This is a genomic window from Streptomyces sp. NPDC005402 (assembly GCF_040606575.1).
GTDB lineage: Bacteria > Actinomycetota > Actinomycetes > Streptomycetales > Streptomycetaceae > Streptomyces.
Genome location: NZ_JBEXFB010000017.1, coordinates 170,560 through 190,154 on the forward strand (window position 1 = coordinate 170,560; position 19,595 = coordinate 190,154).

General features: G+C 70.4%; 18 protein-coding genes. 4 read left to right on the top strand and 14 right to left on the bottom strand.

Going from position 1 to position 19,595, the window contains the following annotated elements; translation table 11 throughout:
• Positions 1–36: 36 nt before the first annotated feature.
• From rplS to proS, 7 genes are all read right to left on the bottom strand, one after another.
• Positions 37–387 (bottom strand): 50S ribosomal protein L19, encoded by a 351-nt coding sequence (rplS, locus tag ABZT02_RS29985; RefSeq protein ID WP_030797849.1) that lies wholly within the window; start codon positions 385–387, stop codon positions 37–39.
• Positions 388–519: 132 nt separating this feature from the next.
• Complete coding sequence (trmD, locus tag ABZT02_RS29990; protein WP_356022877.1) at positions 520–1,353, bottom strand: tRNA (guanosine(37)-N1)-methyltransferase TrmD; 834 nt, start codon at positions 1,351–1,353, stop codon at positions 520–522.
• Between the two features lie 3 nt (positions 1,354–1,356).
• Positions 1,357–1,923: a ribosome maturation factor RimM gene (rimM, locus tag ABZT02_RS29995; RefSeq protein ID WP_356022880.1), complete on the bottom strand. Its 567-nt coding sequence runs from the start codon at positions 1,921–1,923 to the stop codon at positions 1,357–1,359.
• Positions 1,924–2,016: 93 nt separating this feature from the next.
• The gene (locus tag ABZT02_RS30000; RefSeq protein ID WP_007384965.1) at positions 2,017–2,256 is read right to left on the bottom strand and encodes an RNA-binding protein; all 240 of its coding nucleotides are present in this window, start codon (positions 2,254–2,256) and stop codon (positions 2,017–2,019) included.
• Between the two features lie 2 nt (positions 2,257–2,258).
• On the bottom strand, positions 2,259–2,678 hold the full coding sequence (rpsP, locus tag ABZT02_RS30005; protein ID WP_356022882.1) for a 30S ribosomal protein S16: 420 nt from the start codon (positions 2,676–2,678) through the stop codon (positions 2,259–2,261).
• Between the two features lie 253 nt (positions 2,679–2,931).
• Positions 2,932–3,531: a hypothetical protein gene (locus ABZT02_RS30010; RefSeq protein WP_356022885.1), complete on the bottom strand. Its 600-nt coding sequence runs from the start codon at positions 3,529–3,531 to the stop codon at positions 2,932–2,934.
• 261 nt (positions 3,532–3,792) lie between these two features.
• Complete coding sequence (gene proS, locus ABZT02_RS30015; protein WP_356022888.1) at positions 3,793–5,208, bottom strand: proline--tRNA ligase; 1,416 nt, start codon at positions 5,206–5,208, stop codon at positions 3,793–3,795.
• Positions 5,209–5,406: 198 nt separating this feature from the next.
• Here proS and ABZT02_RS30020 point away from each other — a divergent pair, with 198 nt between their 5' ends.
• Entirely contained in the window at positions 5,407–6,264 is an 858-nt protein-coding gene (locus tag ABZT02_RS30020) for an SAM-dependent methyltransferase (protein ID WP_356022890.1), read from the top strand.
• A gap of 105 nt (positions 6,265–6,369) precedes the next feature.
• Here the strand turns inward: ABZT02_RS30020 and ffh are convergent, their stop codons facing one another.
• The 5 genes from ffh to ABZT02_RS30045 form a co-directional block, all read right to left on the bottom strand.
• Entirely contained in the window at positions 6,370–7,917 is a 1,548-nt protein-coding gene (ffh, locus tag ABZT02_RS30025; RefSeq protein WP_356022893.1) for a signal recognition particle protein, read from the bottom strand.
• A gap of 84 nt (positions 7,918–8,001) precedes the next feature.
• Positions 8,002–10,449 carry a [protein-PII] uridylyltransferase gene (locus ABZT02_RS30030; protein WP_356022895.1) on the bottom strand — a complete coding sequence of 816 codons (2,448 nt, stop codon included), beginning with the start codon at positions 10,447–10,449 and terminating at the stop codon, positions 8,002–8,004.
• Between the two features lie 26 nt (positions 10,450–10,475).
• Positions 10,476–10,814, bottom strand: a complete 339-nt coding sequence (locus tag ABZT02_RS30035) for a P-II family nitrogen regulator (RefSeq protein WP_003997576.1) — start codon at positions 10,812–10,814, stop codon at positions 10,476–10,478.
• On the bottom strand, positions 10,811–12,142 hold the full coding sequence (locus ABZT02_RS30040) for an ammonium transporter (protein ID WP_356022898.1): 1,332 nt from the start codon (positions 12,140–12,142) through the stop codon (positions 10,811–10,813). Before ABZT02_RS30040 ends, ABZT02_RS30035 begins: the two co-directional genes overlap by 4 nt.
• 311 nt (positions 12,143–12,453) lie before the next feature.
• Entirely contained in the window at positions 12,454–13,959 is a 1,506-nt protein-coding gene (locus ABZT02_RS30045; RefSeq protein WP_356022900.1) for a hypothetical protein, read from the bottom strand.
• Between the two features lie 433 nt (positions 13,960–14,392).
• On the opposite strand from ABZT02_RS30045, the gene ABZT02_RS30050 reads away from it, so the two are divergent.
• Complete coding sequence (locus ABZT02_RS30050) at positions 14,393–15,049, top strand: bifunctional DNA primase/polymerase (RefSeq protein ID WP_356022902.1); 657 nt, start codon at positions 14,393–14,395, stop codon at positions 15,047–15,049.
• A gap of 79 nt (positions 15,050–15,128) precedes the next feature.
• Here ABZT02_RS30050 and ftsY read toward each other — a convergent pair whose 3' ends face one another.
• Complete coding sequence (gene ftsY, locus ABZT02_RS30055; RefSeq protein WP_356022905.1) at positions 15,129–16,322, bottom strand: signal recognition particle-docking protein FtsY; 1,194 nt, start codon at positions 16,320–16,322, stop codon at positions 15,129–15,131.
• 320 nt (positions 16,323–16,642) lie between these two features.
• On the opposite strand from ftsY, the gene ABZT02_RS30060 reads away from it, so the two are divergent.
• Positions 16,643–17,614, top strand: coding sequence for an LLM class flavin-dependent oxidoreductase (locus ABZT02_RS30060; protein ID WP_356022907.1), 972 nt, complete (start codon positions 16,643–16,645; stop codon positions 17,612–17,614).
• 53 nt (positions 17,615–17,667) lie between these two features.
• Entirely contained in the window at positions 17,668–18,045 is a 378-nt protein-coding gene (locus ABZT02_RS30065; RefSeq protein ID WP_356022909.1) for a hypothetical protein, read from the top strand.
• Positions 18,046–18,162: 117 nt separating this feature from the next.
• Here the strand turns inward: ABZT02_RS30065 and ABZT02_RS30070 are convergent, their stop codons facing one another.
• Positions 18,163–19,581 carry a sugar porter family MFS transporter gene (locus ABZT02_RS30070; protein ID WP_356022911.1) on the bottom strand — a complete coding sequence of 473 codons (1,419 nt, stop codon included), beginning with the start codon at positions 19,579–19,581 and terminating at the stop codon, positions 18,163–18,165.
• Positions 19,582–19,595: the final 14 nt, after the last annotated feature.

A 19,595-nucleotide genomic window follows, 5' to 3' on the forward strand; every position in this document is an offset into this window, starting at 1 on the left:
ATGCTATCCGGCCCCGCTGTGACGTCCGAAAGGCGCTCAGTTGTCGCGCTTCTCCTTGATCTTCGCGGCCTTGCCGCGGAGCTCACGCAGGTAGTACAGCTTCGCGCGACGCACGTCACCGCGGGTGACGAGCTCGATCTTCTCGACGATCGGGGTGTGCACCGGGAAGGTGCGCTCGACGCCGACGGAGAACGAGACCTTGCGGACCGTGAAGGTCTCACGGACACCGGCGCCCTGGCGACGGATGACTACGCCCTTGAACTGCTGCACACGGGAGCGGTTGCCCTCGATGACGCGGACGTGGACGTTGACGGTGTCACCCGGGCGGAAGGCCGGGATGTCGCTGCGCAGCGACGCGGAGTCGACGGTGTCGAGCAGGTGAGACATTTTGTCTGCTTTCTTCGCCCATGCCACAGGTCATCGGCGGTAGCTAGGTTTCGTGAGGAGGCTGTCCGTGTCGGGGCGGGCGTCGTGTCCCCCTGTGGCAGGGGCGCGCGCCGGACGACGCACAACAGCGGCCTATTCTTCCACGCCTTCCGGCCTGCGCCAAAATCGGCCGTACGGCTCCCCCGCCGGGCCCGGCGCCCAGCCCAGGATGGAGAGCATCTCGCGGTCCTTCTTGTTGAAGGCCGCCGGGTCACAGCGCTCGATGAGGTCGGGCCGGTTGGCGGCCGTACGCCGGAGCGCCTCGTCCCGGCGCCAGCGGGCGATCTTGCCGTGGTGGCCGCTGAGCAGGACGTCCGGGATGCCGCGGCCGCGCCACTCGGGCGGCTTGGTGTAGACGGGCCCTTCGAGCAGGTTCGCCATGGCTCCGGGCGCGAAGGAGTCGTCCCGGTGCGACTCGGCGTTGCCGAGGACGCCGGGCAGCAGCCGGGCCACCGCCTCGGTGACCACCAGTACGGCCGCTTCGCCGCCGGCGAGGACGTAGTCGCCGATGGACACCTCGTGAACCGGCATCCTCGTGGCGTACTCGTCGATCACCCGCCGGTCGATGCCCTCATAGCGCGCGGGCGTGAAGATCAGCCAGGGCCGCTCGGAGAGCTCGACGGCGAGTTCCTGGGTGAAGGGGCGGCCGCTCGGGGTGGGGACGATGAGGGCGGGCGCGTGGGAGCCCGTCTCGTAGCCGTCCGCCAGCACGGCGTCCAGCGCGTCCCCCCAGGGATCGGTCTTCATGACCATGCCCGGGCCGCCGCCGTACGGGGTGTCGTCGACGGTGTTGTGGCGGTCGTACGTCCACTCGCGCAGATCGTGGACGTGCACGTCCAGCTGCCCACGCGCGCGTGCCTTGCCGACCAGGGAGACGTTCAGGGGGTCGAGGTACTCGGGGAAGATCGTGACGACGTCGAGGCGCATCTTCTACGACTCTCCCCGCGAGGACACGCTGGGCCCATCAGCGACTTCGTCGCCGACTGCCTGGTCGTCGATCAGCCCGGGCGGCGGGGTGATGACCGCCTTCTGCTCCGCCAGGTCGATCTCGGCGACGATCTCCTCCACGAACGGGATCATCACCTCGCTGCCGTCCGGCCGCTCCACGATGAAGAGGTCCTGGGAGGGCAGGTGCGAGATCTCGGTGATCCGGCCCACCTCCACGCCGTCCTCGGTCACGACGTCGAGGTCCATGAGCTGGTGGTCGTAGTACTCGTCCTCCTCCTCGGGCAGCTCCTCCGGATCGACCTCGGCGATCAGAAGGGTGTTGCGCAGCGCCTCGGCGGCGGTCCGGTCGCGGACGCCCTCGAAACGCAGCAGGAGGCGGCCGCTGTGGACACGGCCCGTCTCGATGGTGAGCGGGCCGGTGGCGGCCGGATCGGTCGCCAGTACGGCGCCGGGTGCGAGCCGGAGTTCCGGCTCGTCGGTACGGACCTCGACGGTGACCTCGCCCTTGATGCCGTGGGCGCGGCCGATCCGTGCGACTACGAGCTGCACTTCGGAAGATCTCCTGTCGTAGGGCCCGTAACGACTACGGGCCGGGGACGGCCCGATGGCCCTCCCCGGCCCGAGCCGGTGCTGCGTTTGACGTCAGCGGACGTGGTCGACGTCGACGAGGTCGACGCGGACACCACGGCCGCCGATGGCGCCCACAACGGTACGCAGGGCGCGTGCGGTGCGGCCGTTGCGGCCGATCACCTTGCCGAGGTCGTCGGGGTGGACCCGGACCTCAAGCACGCGCCCGCGGCGCAGGGTGCGCGAGGCGACCTGCACATCGTCGGGGTTGTCGACGATGCCCTTCACGAGGTGCTCGAGAGCCTCCTCGAGCATGCTCAGGCCTCGGTCGACTCGGACTCAGCCGCAGCCTCGTCCTTCTTCTCAGCCTTCTTCTTCTGGGTGATGGCCTCACCCTTGCCCTCGTCGTCGCCACCGAGGGCCTCGAACGAGGGACGCGCGGCCTTCTCGGCCGGCTGGAGCAGCGGAGCCGGGGCGGGCTCGCCCTTGAACTTCTGCCAGTCGCCGGTCTTCTTCAGGATGGCGAGCACGGGCTCGGTCGGCTGCGCGCCGACACCCAGCCAGTACTGCGCGCGCTCCGAGTCGACCTCGATGCGCGAGGGGTTCTGCACCGGGTGGTACAGACCGATCTCCTCGATCGCACGACCGTCACGACGGGTGCGGGAGTCGGCGACGACGATGCGGTAGTGAGGCGCACGGATCTTGCCCAGACGCTTCAGCTTGATCTTGACTGCCACGGGAGTTGGTTCTCCTGGATTTGACGTGGTTGGGCACGGCGAGACTGCCGCGTGGGGTTGCGGTACCCGAGTGCCCGATGGACGCGTCAGCCGGAGGCGAGAGGGTTCCTGTGCGGCTGTCGAGTACAGCTAGCCATTGTGCCACACCCCGGGGCTCTCCTCGGACCGAGGCCGCGCACGAGCATGCCCGAGGGGCACCCGGCACTCCAGGTGCCCCCGGGCAGGACCGCGACTGCCACGAGCAGCCGCGATCTCAGCTCGCCGCGCCGACGATCTCGGGAATACGGAACGGCTTCCCGCAGCCCCCGCAGACGATCGGCGCCTGGGCCAGGACGGAGGGGACGACCCGCACATTGCGGCCGCAGTCGCAGACCGCCTTGACCCGGACCCCGCCTCCGGAGGAGCCGTGACGCGCCGCCGGACCCCGGAAGGAGCGGGCGGTGTCGGCGGAGGTCGCCGCCGTGTGGGCCTTGAGGGCGCGCTGGAGCCGCTCGATGGTCGGGCGGTAGCGGCGCTTTGCCTCGGGGGTGAGCGTGACCAGTGAGAAGCCGCTGCTCGGGTGCGGCTCCTCGGGGTGGTCCAGGCCCATCTCCTCGGCGATCGCGAGGAATCTGCGGTTGTGGTAGCGGCCGGCGCGGGAGGTGTCGCGAATGCCTCGCGCGGCGGCGATGCCGTGGACTGCCTCATGAAGCAGTCGCTCGAAGGAGAGCTCGTGACCGCACGCGGACGACGACTCCCCGATCAGGGACTCTGGCGCGGCAAGGTCCGGCAGTTCGGGGTGGTACCGCTGAATGTCGGCCCACGCCTCTGCCAGCTCTGCGGCGAGAACTGGTGGTGTCTGTGTCGTGCTCACGTAATGACAACGAGCCAGAGTGCCCCTGTGTTCCTATTCCGGGGCATCCCAAATAATTTGCACGTACCCGTCAGTTGCCGCTGATGCGTGGAGACGAGGGCGGGTGCGCTGATCTGCGGAGAAGCCTCACAGCTCGTATCAAGCCGGTACGTAGTGTGAGGTACGCCCCGGCGCGTAGATCGTGTCCACGCGCCGGTGCGGTTGTGATCCGCAGGTGCGCAAGAGGCGTTTCGGTCGCTCTCGCACCGGAAGGGCGCTGCCTCAGTAAGCGCGCGCGACCACTGCGACGTTACCGGGGGCGTCATCGGTTCCCGGCACCGACCCGTCCTCAGCGACCAGACACCGTACGGTCACGGCGTGCCCGGCCAGCCTGGCCTCGCCTTCTTCGCCGAGAGTGGCCCACGGGATCCGCGCCCAGCCGCCGGCGACAGCGGCCTCGACGGCCTCGTCGAACGTCGACACGTCGGTCGTCCGGCACTCGCGGCGCTCGCGGGACTGGGCCAGCAGCAGCGCCTGGTCCTCCTCCAGGGCGGCGGGGAGCAGGCGTACGAGATCGTCGACGGCGACCGCCTCCTTGCCGCCCGGAATACGGCGGGCCACCATCGCGGTGCCGCTCTCCAGGTCACGGGGCCCGACCTCGACGCGGACCGGCACGCCCTTGAGCTCCCAGTCGACCGCGCGGCGGCCGAAGGGGGTGTCGGTGCGGTCGTCGACGTGGACGCGCAGCCCCGCCGCCTTCAGCCGGTCGCCGATCTCGCGGACCTTGGCCAGAACCGGCTCGTCGCCCTTGATCGCGAGGACGACGACCTGGGTCTGCGCCAGCCGCGGCGGGACGCGCAGGCCGTTGTCGTCGCCGTGCATCATCACCAGGGCGCCGATCATGCGGGTGGTGGAGCCCCAGGAGGTCTGCCAGACGAGTTCCTGGGTGCCCTCCTTCGACAGGTACGAGGTGTTGAAGGCCTTGGCGAAGTTCTGGCCCAGCTCGTGACTGGTGGCCATCTGGAGGGCCTTGCCGTCGCCCATCATGCCTTCGAGCGTGAGGGTGTTGATGGCGCCCGCGAAGCGCTCCCTGACGGTCTTGCGGCCGGGGACGACGTCCATGGCGAGGACGTTGGTCATGAAGTCCTCGTAGACCTGCCGGTGGATGCGTGAGGCGAACGCGCGCGCGTCCTGTTCGGTCGCGTGCGCGGTGTGGCCCTCCTGCCACAGGAACTCCGTCGTCCGCAGGAAGAGCCGGGGCCGGAGTTCCCAACGCACCACGTTCGCCCACTGGTTGATCAGCAGGGGCAGGTCGCGGTAGCTCTGCACCCACTTCGAGAAGTAGTCGTTGATGATCATCTCGGAGGTGGGGCGGACGACCGCGGGCTCCTCCAGCTCCTTGCCGCCGCCGTGGGTGACGACCGCGAGTTCGGGCGCGAAGCCCTCGACGTGGTCGGCCTCGCGGGCGAGGTACGACTGCGGGATCAGCAGCGGGAAGTACGCGTTCTGCGTGCCCGTCTCCTTGATGCGGGCGTCCATCTCGGCCTGCATCCGCTCCCACAGCCCGTACCCGTACGGTCGGATGACCATGGTGCCGCGCACCGGGCCGTTGTCGGCCAGTTCTGCCTTGGTGACCAGATCCTGGTACCAGCGCGGGAAGTCGTCCGTCCGGGGTGTGAGAACAGGTGCCTTTGCCATGGCGCGATGGTACGGGCGCACATTGCCGGGATGTGAATTCTTTTCCCCGGCACATGCCAACCCGCAAGCGGGGCCTTCTGCCTCTGGACGCGCGGTCGAGTGCGGAGTTACCTGGCCTACGGGGGAACTGCGAGCGCACATCACGGGGCTACGGAATCGGGCACCAAGTCAACTCTCGGCGGATTGGGGCGCTTATCCATGACATCTACGCTCGTGCGGCAGCACCTGCCTTCGACAGGAGAGACATCCCGTCGGGACCGCGGTGCACGCGCGCGTGACTGGTCCGAGATCCAGGAGCGGATGCTGGTTCCGCTGTACGAGGCCGTCTACGAGCGACTGGAAGTGGGCCCCGCGACGCGGCTGTTGGGCCTTGGCTGCGGCAGCGGGCTCGCCCTGCTGTTGGCGGCCTCCAGAGGCGCCGCGGTCGCCGGTGTCGAGCCCTCCTCCCCCGAACGCCTGGCGCTCGCGCGGGAGCGGCTGGTGCCGGAGGCGTGGGGCACGCGCGCGGGTGCCGGCGCCCGGCTCGTCGAGGGAGCGCCCGGGGGCGCCGCCGACGCCGGAACCGGCCCGTACACCCTGGTGACCGCCTTCGAGCCGATCGGGTGTCTCGCGGGCGACTCGGAGGGGCTCGGTGACCTTCTCGCCTCGGCGACACCGCTCGCCGAGCGGGGAGCGCCCGTGGCGCTCGTCGGCTGGGGTCCACCGGAGCGGTGCGCCACGTCGGCCGTGCTGCGGGTGGCCACCAAGCTGGCGGATCCGCTGCGCGGCACGGGCAGTTGGCGCCCGGCCCGGCGCGACGATCTGGAGGAGGTCGCGCAGCGGGCCGGCTTGAGGCCCGACGGCTCGGGGCGGGTCTCCTGCCCCTTCGGGTACGCCGACCTCGGCAGCGCGCTCAAGGGGCTGCTGTCGACCGGGCTCTTCGACGCGGCCATCGAGGCGACCGACCAGGCACAGGTGGACAAGGAGGTGACGGAGGCCCTGCATCCGTATCAGCGCCGGGACGGCACGGTGTGGATGCCGAACGTCTTCCGGTACCTGGTCGCCCGCGTGCCCTAGCCGTCGGTCTCACCGAGCGGCCGACCAGCTCCGGGAGGACCTGACCCTGCACAAGGTCATGGTCACCGCGGAGCCGGTCGCCGGCCGGTACACGCGGCGACGCACTCAGCCCATGAACTTCTTGAACTCGTCGGGCAGTTCGAAGTCCTGCGGGGCCTGCTGGCCGGGCACCCCGAAGGCGTTGCCGCCCTGGGCGGCCTTGCGCGCGGCCTCCTCGGCCTCCTGCTGCTTGCGCTTCATCGGGTTGCCGGAGCGCTGCTTGCCCTTGGCCTTCTTCGGCTGCTTCTTGGCGCGGCCGGGACCGCCGCCCATGCCCGGAATCCCGGGCATCCCCGGCATCCCGCCGCCCTGAGCCATGCGGGACATCATCTTGCGGGCCTCGAAGAACCGCTCGACGAGGTTCTTGACCGCGCTGACCTCGACGCCGGAACCCTTGGCGATACGGGCGCGGCGCGAGCCGTTGATGATCGTGGCGTCGGCGCGCTCGGCCGGGGTCATCGACTTGATGATGGCGGCGGTGCGGTCGACGTCACGCTCGTCGAGGTTGTTGATCTGGTCCTTGATCTGGCCCATGCCGGGGAGCATGCCGAGCAGCTTGGAGATGCTGCCCATCTTCCGGACCTGTTCCATCTGGGCCAGGAAGTCGTCGAGGGTGAAGTCCTCGCCCTTCTTGGACGCCAGCTTGGAGGCCATCTTCTCGGCCTCTTCCTGGCTGAACGTCTTCTCCGCCTGCTCGATCAGGGTGAGCAGGTCACCCATGTCGAGGATGCGGGAGGCCATCCGGTCAGGGTGGAAGGCGTCGAAGTCCTCGAGCTTCTCGCCGTTCGACGCGAACATGATCGGCTTGCCGGTGATCTGCCGGATCGACAGGGCGGCGCCACCGCGGGCGTCACCGTCGAGCTTGGAGAGCACCACACCGTCGAAGCCGACGCCGTCACGGAAGGACTCGGCCGTGTTCACGGCGTCCTGACCGATCATCGCGTCGACGACGAAGAGGATCTCGTCCGGAGAGACGGCGTCGCGGATGTCCGCGGCCTGCTGCATCAGCTCCTGGTCGATACCCAGACGGCCGGCGGTGTCCACGATCACGATGTCGTGGACCTTCGCCTTGGCGTGCTCGATGGAGTCCTTGGCGACCTTGACCGGGTCACCGACGCCGTTGCCCGGCTCGGGGGCGTAGACCGCGACCCCGGCGCGCTCGGCGACGACGCTCAACTGGTTGACGGCGTTGGGGCGCTGGAGGTCGGCGGCGACGAGCAGCGGCGAGTGGCCCTGCTCCTTCAGCCACCGGCCGAGCTTGCCCGCGAGGGTGGTCTTACCGGCACCCTGGAGACCCGCCAGCATGATCACGGTGGGCGGGTTCTTGGCGAACCGCAGACGCCGGGTCTCGCCGCCGAGGATCGTGACGAGTTCCTCGTTCACGATCTTCAGGACCTGCTGGGCGGGGTTCAGCGCCCGGGAGACATCGGCACCGAGGGCCCGCTCCTTGACGTTCTTGATGAACGACCGGACGACCGGCAGGGCCACGTCCGCCTCGAGGAGCGCGATACGGATCTCCCGCGCGGTGGCGTCGATGTCCGCCTCGGAGAGCCGTCCCTTGCCGCGCAGGTTCTTGAAAGTCGCTGAGAGGCGATCGGAAAGAGTATCGAACACGGCGCTCGCGGTCCTCGGGGTCGGTGGCAGCTGGGAATCGCCCTCCAGGGTATCCCGGCGACACACGTGGCCGGGATCCCCCGGTCAGCCCCGCAGGGTCTCCTCCAGCTTCCGGGCCACGGAAGCCGCTTCGCCGGCCCCGAGCGGGGCGCCCTTGCCGTCGGTGACGTAGAAGGCGTCCACCGCGTTGGCGCCCAGCGTCGACACATGTGCGCTGCGCATCCGTACCCCGGCGTCCTCCAGCGCGCGTCCGATGCGGAACAGCAGTCCCGGGGCGTCCTGGGCCCGCACCTCGATCACCGTGGCGTGCCGGGAGGCCGCCGAAGCGACCGTCACGCGCGCGGCGGGCGCGACGACACCCCGGCGCCTCGGATAGGCGGCGTCGCGCTCGGCGAGGCGCCCGGCGACGTCCAGCGACCCGTCCAGTGCCCGTACGAGATCGGCGCGCAGCCGGGCCGCCTGGGGCAGAGAGCCGTACTGGGCGGCGACCCGCCAGTTCAGCAGGAGCACGGAACCTTCGACACCGTCGGGCAGGTCCTGGGCGCTCAGCTCCGCGGTGCGGACGGTCAGCCGGTGCACGGCCAGGACTCCGGCGACCGCGGGCAGCACACCCGGCTGGTCCGGTACGGCGATCACGAGTTCCACGCCGAGCGGTTCCGGGTCGGCCGAGGGCTGGGCGTCCACGGGCGGTTCGGTCTGTGCGCGCAGGGACAGCACCGGGCCGCCCGTCGCGACCGCCTCGATGGCGAGCCGCTCCTGCTCGGCGGTGGGCGCGGCGGCCTCGGGCTCGTCGAGGTCGTCCCCGGCGAGCACCGCGGCCACCCGCTTGACCAGGTCGGCGACGAGCGAGCCCCGCCAGGACGACCAGGCGGCCGGCCCAGTGGCCAGGGCGTCCGCCTCGGTCAGCGCGTGCAGCAGCTCCAGCGTGCCCTGCGACCCGACCGCGTCGGCGACGGAGCGCACGGTGGCCGGGTCCTCCAGGTCACGCCGGGTGGCGGTGTCCACGAGCAGCAGGTGGTGCCGTACGAGAGCCGCGAGTACGGCGACGTCGTCGCGGTCGAAGCCGATGCGCGCGGCGACGTCCTTCGCGATGATCTCGCCGGCCACGGAGTGGTCGCCGGGCCAGCCCTTGCCGATGTCGTGCAGCAGCGCGGCGACGAGCAGCAGGTCGGGGCGGTGGACGCGCCGGGTGAACTCCGAGGCGCGCACGGCCGTCTCGATCAGGTGCCGGTCGACGGTCCAGATGTGCACGGCGTTGCGCTGCGGACGGCACCGCACCCGCTCCCAGTCGGGCAGCAACTGGGTGATCAGGCCTTCCGCCTCCAGCGCCTCCCAGACGTCGACCGTCGGGCGGCCGGAACCGAGCAGCGTGACCAGCTGTTCGCGGGCCTCGGCGGGCCAGGGCGTGGGCAGGGGGCGCGCGCCCGCTGCCATGCGCCGCACGGCGTGCAGGGAGAGCGGGAGTCCGGCCTGGGCGGCGGCGGCCGCGGCACGCAGCGGGAGCACGGGGTCCCGGTCGGGGCGCGCGGCACGGGCGAGCACCACCTCGCCGTCCTGCTCGACGACCCCCTCCGCCAGAGGTGACCTCTCGGCGACCGGCTTGCCGCCCCCGAGCATGGCGCGCAGCCGTGGCCGTACGGCACGCGACCTGAGGACGCGCCCCACCTCGCGCCAGGTGACGTCACTGGCGTACGAGATGACCCGGGCGGCCTCGTAGACCTGCCGCAGCAGGGTGTCGGCGTCGAGCAGGCCGAGTTCGGCGGCGACCTGGTCCTGTTCCTGGAGCGCGAGCCGGTCGGTCGCGCGGCCCGTGGTCAGGTGCAGGGCGTCCCGGACGTCGAGCAGCCGGCGCCGGGCGTCGTCGAGGCCCTCGCGCGGGGCGTCGGCCAGCCAGGAGGCGGCGACGGCGCGCAGGGCGGTGGCGTCCCGGAGACCTCCGCGGGCCTCCTTGAGATCGGGTTCCAGCAGGTACTGCAGCTCACCCTGGCGCTCGGCGCGCTCGGCGCACAGTTCCTGAAGCTCGGGGAGGCGCTTGGGGGCCTGGTTGCGCCAGTCGGCGAGGACGGTCGTACGCAATCCCGCCGTCAGGCCCAGGTCACCGGCGATGTGGCGGGCGTCCAGGAGGCCGAGCTGGACCTTCAGGTCCTCCGCGGCCGTCTTGCGGGCCTCGGCAGGCGTGCGCACGGAGTGGTCGAGGGCGAGGCCCAGGTCCCACACGGGGTACCAGATGCGGTCGGCCAGGGCGGCGACCGCGTCCGAGTCGCTGCCGTCGTGCAGCAGGACCAGGTCCAGGTCGCTGCGGGGCGACAGCTCGCCGCGGCCGTAGCCGCCGACGGCGATCAGGGAGACTCCGCGCAGCTGCTCGGCGCCCGCGGTGAACAGCCCGGAGAGCCAGTCGTCGGTCAGTTCGGCGAGGGCGGAACGGCGCGGCGGCCCGGACCGCGCCCCCTCCTGGAGGAGGCGCAGCCGGGCCGCCGCGTAGCCGCTGGGTCCCGAGTCCTCTGCATCCTTGCGCACGTTCGTGCTCGTCACCCAGCAGCTCCTGTTCTGTTCTTCGGTCAGAGCGCGTCCGGGCCGCGCTCGCCCGTCCGGACCCGTACGGCGGTCTCGACCGGCAGGGACCAGACCTTGCCGTCACCGATCTTGCCGGTGCGGGCCGCCTTGACGATGACGTCGATCAGCTGTTCGGCGTCGTCGTCCTCGGCGAGGACCTCGATACGGATCTTCGGGACCAGGTCCACGGTGTACTCGGCACCGCGGTAGACCTCGGTGTGGCCCCGCTGACGACCGTAACCGCTCGCCTCGGTGACCGTCAGGCCGTGGACGCCGAATGCCTGGAGGGCTTCCTTGATCTCGTCGAGCCGGTGGGGCTTCACGACGGCGGTGATGAGCTTCATGCGTCCACCTTCTTGGACTCGGAGGCGGGCGGGGTCGGCACGGCGCTGCGGTCGTAGCCACCGCCGGCGCCGCTGAAGTCGTATGCGGTCTCGGCGTGCTCGGCCTGGTCGATGCCCGAGATCTCCTCGTCCTCGTCGACCCGCATGCCGATCGTCTTGTCCAGCAGGAAGGCGAGGATGGCGGAGGCGATCAGGGAGTAGGCGAGGACCGCGAAGACACCGGCGCACTGCTTCCAGAGCTGGTCCGCGTTGCCGCCGTAGAAGAGGCCCTTGACCTCGGACTGGCCCGTGCCGCTGGCGAAGAAGCCGATCAGCAGGGAGCCGATGATGCCGCCGACCATGTGGACGCCGACGACGTCCAGGGAGTCGTCGTAGTTGAACCGGTACTTCAGGCCGACGGCCGCGGCGCAGGCGACACCGGCGATCGCGCCGATGCAGATCGCGCCGATCGGGGTGATCGCGCCGCCGGACGGGGTGATGGCGACCAGACCGGCGACCGCGCCGGAGGCGGCACCGAGGGTGGTGAACGCGCCGTGGCGGATCTTCTCGTAGATGAGCCAGGCCAGCATGGCGGCGGCGGTGGCGATCTGCGTGTTGACGAACATCAGCGAGCCGACGCCGTCGTCGTTACCGAGCCACGAGCCGGCGTTGAAGCCGAACCAGCCGAACCACAGGAGACCGGCACCGAGCATGACCAGCGGGAGGCTGTGCGGGCGCATGGGGTCCCGCTTGAAGCCGACGCGCTTGCCGATGACCAGGATCACGCCGAGCGCCGCGGCACCCGCGTTGATGTGGACCGCGGTACCACCGGCGAAGTCGATCACACCGAGCTCGAAGGCCCAGCCGCCGGTGCCCCAGACCCAGTGGGCGACCGGGAAGTACACGACCGTCGCCCAGAGCGCGACGAACAGCGCCCAGGCGGAGAACTTCACGCGGTCGGCGATCGCACCGCTTATCAGGGCGGGCGTGATGATCGCGAACATCATCTGGAAGACGGCGAAGGCGAGGACCGGGATCGTGTACCCGGACCAGATGTCGCCCTTGTCGATGCCGGTCCATCCGAAGAAGTCGGACTCCCAGCCGATGAGCGAGCCGTGGTCCGTACCGAACGCCATGGAGAAGCCGTACAGCACCCACAGGATGGTGACGATACCCATGCTGATGAAGCTCATCATCAGCATGTTGAGGGTGCTCTTGACGCGGACCATGCCTCCGTAGAAGAAGGCAAGACCCGGGGTCATGATCAGCACCAGGGCGGAACAGATCAACATGAAGCCTGTGTTCGCCACAGACAGCTTGTCTGCGGCGAGCGTGATGGCTGGTGCCATCGGCGTCTCCTCGTCGTAGGTACGGCCCCGTGCGGGAAGCCAGAGCGGATTGAGGGGTGGGCCGGTTATGCGCCATGAGATTCGCGCAGCGCGGTTTCGGTGGAAGCCCCTCGTTGTTTCGCCGCCGTGACGAAGACGCCTTGTGTGTTACGCGTCGATGAACTGGCAGATATGGGCCGCGCCGATCGTTATCGTGGCGCAACCTTCGCTCAAGGAGTCAAACCGGCCGCGGTCGGCCTTCCTATGACCTGGCATGGGGGAGCCGAGTCGGGCAGTTCGGGAAGGCCGGCCGCGGCCGGGGTTCTGGGGATTCAGACGGCTTCCGCGGTCTCGGGGAGTTCCACGGCGAGCTTGTCGGTGAGATCCACGACCTCGGCGAGATCACCGAAATCGCGTACGGCCGTGTCGACCGTCTTTCGAATACGAGTGTTGACGCGCTCGGAGCGGACCTTCTTGGCGATGTGCATGGCCTGTTCCACCAGTACGGTGCTCTGCTCGGGCTCGCGCCGCAGCAGATGCACGGTGGCCATGCCGACGAGATTGAGTGCGTACGACCGCTGGTGCTCGCCGTCCCCGGAGAAGAGCTCCACCGCCCGCTGCATGAGGGGCTCGGACAGCGAGGCGTAGGTGGGGCTGCGACCGGCGACGTAGGCCAGGTCGCGGTAGGAGTGGGAGTTCTCGCCGTACAGCTCCGCCTCGGAGAAGAAGCGGATCCAGTCGGGGTCCGGTTCGTCCCACTCGTCCGCCTCGGCGAAGGTGTCCTCGGCCATCCGGACCGCCCGCTTGCACTTGCCGGGCTGGCCCATGTTGGCGTAGGCGCGGGCCTCCATCGCATACAGCATCGACTGGGTGCGCGGGCTCGCGCAGTCCCGGCTGCCGTACTGCGCGAGGTGGATCAGCTCCAGGGCGTCCTCGGGCCGCCCGAGGTGGATCATCTGGCGGCTCATGCTGGACAGGACATAGGAGCCGAGCGGTTTGTCGCCGGCCTCCTTGGCCGCGTGCAGGGCGAGGACGAAGTACTTCTGCGCGGTGGGCTGGAGCCCCACGTCGTACGACATCCAACCGGCGAGCTCGGCCAGCTCGGCGGCGACCTTGAACAGCTTGCGGGTGGTGGTCTCGGGCTGGGGCTCCTGGAGGAGGTCCGTCACCTCGTGCAGCTGGCCGACGACGGCCTTGCGGCGCAGGCCGCCGCCGCACTGGGCGTCCCACTGGCGGAACATCACGGTCGTCGACTCGAGGAGCTCGAGCTCCGGCTTGGAGAGCCGGCCGACGCGGCGGGAGGCGGCGGGGTCGGGCTCCCGGTGCGGGGTGGCGGACGGGCCGGGGACCAGCCAGCGCTGCATGGGCTCGATGAGGGACGGGCCCGCGGACAGGGCCAGCGAGCTCCCGAGGAAGCCGCGCCGCGCCAGCATGAGGTCGCTGCGCGAGAACTCGCTGAGCAGGGCCACGGTCTGCGGGCCCGTCCAGGGCAGGTCGACCCCGGTCGTGGACGGTGACTGGCGGGCGGCGCGCAGTCCGAGGTCCTCGACGGAGACGACGCATCCGAACCGCTCGGAGAACAGCTCGGACAGGATTTTGGGGATGGGTTCGCGGGGGTTCTCGCCGTCCAGCCAGCGGCGCACGCGCGAGGTGTCGGTGGAGATGTGGTTGGCCCCCAACTGGCGGGCCCTGCGGTTGACCTGGCGGGCGAGCTCGCCCTTGGACCAGCCGCTGCGCACGAACCAGGAGGTGAGCAGCTCGTTGGGGCGTTTGTCGGCCGGAGAGGAGCTCTGCGCGGCGCTCCCGGCGCCCGTCCCGCTTCCGCTGTTGCCGCCCACTGGAACGCCCCCATCCCTGAGACCACTTGTCGCCGAGTGCGCCAAGCCCTATCAGAATGCCGGTAAATACGGCCGTTCGTCCGGCGGTTGTCAGCCTTCGAACGGTGAACCGACTTGCCTCCGGCATACCCACCAGCGCATGCGCCCCCAGGACTCGTGCACTCAAAGTAATCCTACGATCACGCGTCCAGCCATGGCGATCCCGGAAACGCCACCATTCGCCACCCCTTCGAATGAACTCACCGTCGCCTCCACACGATTCACTTGACATAGACCGAGCGGGATGGGCGGAGCGGTGCACTCAGGGGCGCACATGACCCTGCGCACCACCCGTAGCACTTCCGAGCGCCACCATCGCCCGGACGAAGCAACGGAGAGTGACTGGTCGCGTCCGCCTCGTAACCACCGGCGCGCTGGACCCGTTGGAGGGGGCATGGGCTTCACGATCGGCGGCATTCGGGAGATTCGTTCCGGTACGCGCAGGCGCGGCCGCTCCTCGGAGTGCACCGCCGTCGCCGAGTTCACCGGACTCTGGGGCTGGGACGTCGTCCCGGGCGCGCGGGCTTCGGCCGGCGCCTGCTCCTGCGGCCGCGCGGACTGCCGTCACCCCGGCGCCCACCCCCTCGACTTCGCGCCCCCGGTCCCGGCCGGGGCCACGCTCGACGACGTGACCAAGGCGTGGTCCGAGTTCCCCGGCGCCTCGGTGATGCTGCAGGTCGGCCGCGCCTTCGACGTCATCGAGGTCGCCGAGCCGGCCGGGCGCCGCGCCCTGGTCCGCCTGGAGCGCATGGGCCTGCCCCTCGGCCCGGTGACCGCGACCCCCGAAGGCCGCGCCCAGTTCTTCGTCGCCCCCGGCGCCGCGTCCGACCTGACCGGACTCCTCTACCGCATGGGCTGGGACGACGCCGCCTCCCTCGACCTGCGCGGCCTGGGCCCGGGCACGTACATCACCGCTCCGCCGTCGGACCGGGGCGGCCTGGGGCCGGTGCAGTGGCTGCGGCCACCTTCTCTGGACACGGCGACGAAGCCGCCGGCGGCCCGCCTGCTGCTCGGGACGCTGGCGTACGTGGCACACCGGTCACAGGCGTAGCCGTACACAGCGAAGCGCCCGCTCCCGACTGCACCTCGGGGGCGGGCGCTTCTTCGCACCTGTACCGGTGACCGGTGGCCTACTCGCCGATCAGCGCGTCCACGAACGCCTCCGGCTCGAACGGCGCCAGGTCGTCCGCGCCCTCTCCCAGACCGATCAGCTTGACCGGCACGCCCAGTTCGCGCTGGACCGCGACCACGATGCCGCCCTTGGCGGTGCCGTCCAGCTTGGTCAGGACGATCCCGGTGATGTCGACGACCTCGGCGAAGACGCGGGCCTGCACCAGGCCGTTCTGCCCCGTCGTGGCGTCCAGCACCAGCAGCACCTCGTCGAGCGGGGCGTGCTTCTCGACGACCCGCTTGACCTTGCCCAGCTCGTCCATGAGACCGGTCTTGGTGTGCAGGCGGCCCGCGGTGTCGATGAGGACCACGTCGACCCCCATCTCCTTGCCCTCCTTCACCGCGTCGAAGGCCACGGAGGCGGGGTCGCCTCCCTCGGGCCCGCGCACGGTGTAGGCGCCCACGCGCTCGCCCCAGGTCTGGAGCTGGTCGGCGGCGGCGGCCCGGAAGGTGTCGGCGGCACCGAGGACGACGGTCCGCCCGTCGGCGACGAGCACGCGCGCGAGCTTGCCGGTGGTGGTGGTCTTGCCGGTGCCGTTGACCCCGACGACCATCACGATGCCCGGCTTGCGCTCCTCGGGCTCGGTCCGCACCGTGCGGTCGACCTCGGTGCCGACCAGCTTGAGCAGCTCCTCGCGCAGCAGCCCGCGCAGTTCGTCGGGGGTCCGGGTGCCGAGCACCTTCACCCGCTCACGCAGCCCGTCGACCAGTTCCTGGGTGGGGGCCACACCGACATCGGCGGTGAGGAGGATGTCCTCGATCTCCTCCCAGGTGTCGTCGTCGAGGTGCTCACGCGACAGGAGGGTCAGCAGCCCCTTGCCGAGGGCGTTCTGCGAGCGGGAGAGCCGGGTGCGCAGTCGGACCAGGCGTCCGGCGGTGGGCTCCGGGATCTCGATCTCGGTCGGGGGGAGCTCTTCTTCGACGGGCGGCGCCGAGCCGCCCGGGAGATCGACCTCCTCTATGGTCCGGCGCGGTTCGTCGCGCGGCGTCTCGGCCTCGTCGCCGACGTGCGGCTCGGCCGGAGGGGCGGTGATGTCGGGCGCGGAAGGGGGCGGCGGGGGCAGCGGCTTCTTGCGCCGGCTGCCGACGACGAGTCCGCCGAGCACACCGAGCACGACCACGGCGATGACTACAGCAAGGATGACGGTTTCCATAACCCGTCCAGTATCCATCCCACCCTCGTCGCGGCGACTGCGCCGCTTCGCTCAGGCAAGCGAGCGGTTTCGGCAGGGAGCGGGCCCGGCTCGTCCGGCCTCGGCTTCCGGCAGGCCCTCGCCGTCGGCGTCGCGGCGCCGATCGTGTCGTACGGCCCGGTGAGGCCGATCGGCGGGAACCGGCCGGGCGGACGGCCGAACGGGACGTCCCTGGCCGCGACGGTCCTTTCCCCACGCTCCGTGCGCGCCACCCCCATAGCAATCTGACGCCCCGTCAGCTACCGTTCCCGCACCACCCGTCCGGCGAAGGGGGACCTCCCATGCCCGTCACGGTCGTCCGTTTCAACCTCGTCGAGCCCGGCGCGACGCCCGCCTCCCTCAGCGCCCGCTACCGGGCCGCCCTGGACATGGCCGCGTACGCCGACGAGCACGGGATCACCACCGTGCAGACCGAGGAGCACCACGGCGTCGACAACAACTGGCTGCCGTCGCCGTTCGCCTTCGCGGGCGCGGTGTTCGGCGCGACGCGCAGGATCGCGGTCACCGTCTCCGCCGTGATCGGCCCGCTGCACGACCCGCTCCGCCTGGCCGAGGAGATCGCCGTACTGGATCTGCTGAGCGGCGGCCGCCTGGTGACGGTCGCCGGGATCGGGTACCGCCCCGAGGAGTACGCCCTGTTCGACGTGGAGTGGAGGCGGCGGGGCCGCCTGCAGGACGAGCTCCTGGAGACCCTCCTCAAGGCCTGGACCGGCGAGGAGTTCGAGTACCGGGGCCGTACCGTACGGGTCACCCCGCGCCCCTTCACCGACCCGCACCCCCTCCTCCTGGTCGGCGGCTCCTCCAAGGCCGCCGCCCGTCGGGCCGCCCGCCTGGGTCTCCCCTTCTTCCCCAGCGCGCATCTGCCGGAGCTGGAGGCCTACTACAAGGAACGGCTCGTCGAGTACGGCACCGAGGGCTGGACCATGATGCCGACCGCCGAGACGCCGCTGCTGCACATCGCCGAGGACCCGGACGAGGTGTGGGCACGGCACGGAGAGCACTTCCTGCACGAGGCCCGGACGTACGCCTCCTGGCAGTCCGGTGACATCCGCTCGGCGGTGCGGTCGGCGGCCACGTCGGTGCAGGAACTGCGCGCGGAGGGCGTGTACCGGATCCTGACGCCCGAGGAGTGTGTGGAGCAGGGGCTCGACAACCTCGTCCTGCATCCGCTGGCGGGCGGGATGCCGGTGGCGGAGGGGTGGCGGAGTCTGCGGTTGTTCGCGGAACGGGTGCTTCCGGACCTGGGCGGCTGACCTGCGGCGCTATTCGATGGCCCGGCCGGGGGCAGCGGTGATCCACTGAGCCCATGAGCCTTTTGGTGGAAGTCTTCGTCCGGGAGCCGGACGGCAAGCGGCGGATACTCGACGTGCCGGAGGGCGTGTACCAGTCCGGCGGCTTCGAGTCGTGGCGTACGACGGTGTGGGGTTCGGAGTTCGTGCGCTCGCTCGGCGCCCGCTTCCTGCCCGTACTGGCCGCCGACGACCTCTATGTCGAGGCCGAGGACGTGCCCGAGTTCCAGCGCGAGGTGGCGCTCCTGCGCTCCCGCCTCGACGAGGTCGCCGAGGGCACGCAGCGGCCGCGGACCCTCGAGGAGCACCGGGACCAGATCGAGACCCGGCTGAGGATCATCGAGGAGAGCATCGGCAAGGCCCTGGAGATCGGCGGCGGCGTCCTCATCTGGTGACCCCCGCGCACCACACCGTCGCCCCCGGTCCAGGCGGTTGCCGGACCGGGGGCGACGGGTGGTACGGGGAGAGGGGCGGCGGGGTATGGGCCCATCCCCCCGGGACTGTGCGGGCCGTCAGCCCATCTCCTCCAGCGCCTTGCCCTTCGTCTCCTTGACGTACTTGAGGACGAACGGGATGGAGAGCGCGGCGAAGACCGTGTAGATCACGTAGGTCGCGGAGAGGTTCCAGTCGGCCAGCGACGGGAAGCTCGCGGTGATGGCCCAGTTGGCGATCCACTGCGCGGAGGCGGCCACACCGAGGGCGGCGGCGCGGATCCGGTTCGGGAACATCTCGCCGAGGAAGACCCAGACGACCACACCCCAGGACAGGGCGAAGAACAGGACGAAGACGTGGGCGGCGATCAGGGCGGTCCAGCCCTGCGCGGCCGGCAGCTTGCCGTCGACCAGGTCGAAGGAGAACGCCCAGGCCTCCAGCGCGAGACCGATCACCATGCCGACCGAGCCGATCAGGGCGAGTGGCCGGCGGCCGACGCGGTCCACGAAGATCATCGCGATCACGGTGCCGACGATGTTGATGATCGACGTCGTGAAGGAGTAGAAGAACGAGTCCGTCGGGTCGACACCGACCGACTGCCACAGCGTCGAGGAGTAGTAGAACGCGACGTTGATGCCGACGAACTGCTGGAAGACCGACAGGCCGATGCCGACCCAGACGATCGGCTTGAAGAAGAAGGAGCCGCCGAGCAGGTCCTTGAAGGTCGACTTGTGCTCGCTCTTCATGGCGTGCTCGATCTCGGCCACGCGCGCGTCGAGGTCGATCTTGTCGCCCTCGACCTCCGCGAGGATCTCCTTGGCACGCTCGTGCTTGCCGACGGAGATCAAAAAGCGCGGGGACTCGGGGATGGCGAAGGAGAGCAGCCCGTAGAGGACGGCCGGGATCACCATGACGCCGAGCATGACCTGCCAGGCCTCCAGGCCCATCAGCTTGCCGCGCTGGTCACCGCCGGCGGCGTTCAGCAGGCCCCAGTTGACCAGCTGCGAGATCGCGATGCCGATGACGATCGCGGCCTGCTGGAAGGAACCGAGCCGGCCACGGTAGGCGGGCGGGGCGACCTCGGCGATGTAGGCCGGGCCGATGACCGAGGCCATACCGATGGCGAAGCCGCCGACGACCCGCCAGAAGGCGAGGTCGTACAGCGCGAAGGGCAGTGCCGAACCGACGGCGCTGATGGTGAAGAGGACCGCCGAGATCTGCATGCAGCGGATACGGCCGATGCGGTCCGCGATGCGTCCGGCGGTCGCGGCGCCGATGGCACAGCCGATCAGGGCGATGGCGATGACCTGTGCCAGGGCCGCGGAGCCGACGTCGTAGCGGCCCCGGATGGCCTCGACCGCGCCGTTGATCACGGAGCTGTCGTAGCCGAAGAGGAATCCGCCCATCGCGGCCGCCGCCGCGATGAAGATGACATGCCCGAGATGATCGGGGTGAGCCGTACGGGCTCCTGGTTCGGATGCCTGTGCTGTGCTGGTCACGTTTACTCCTCGGG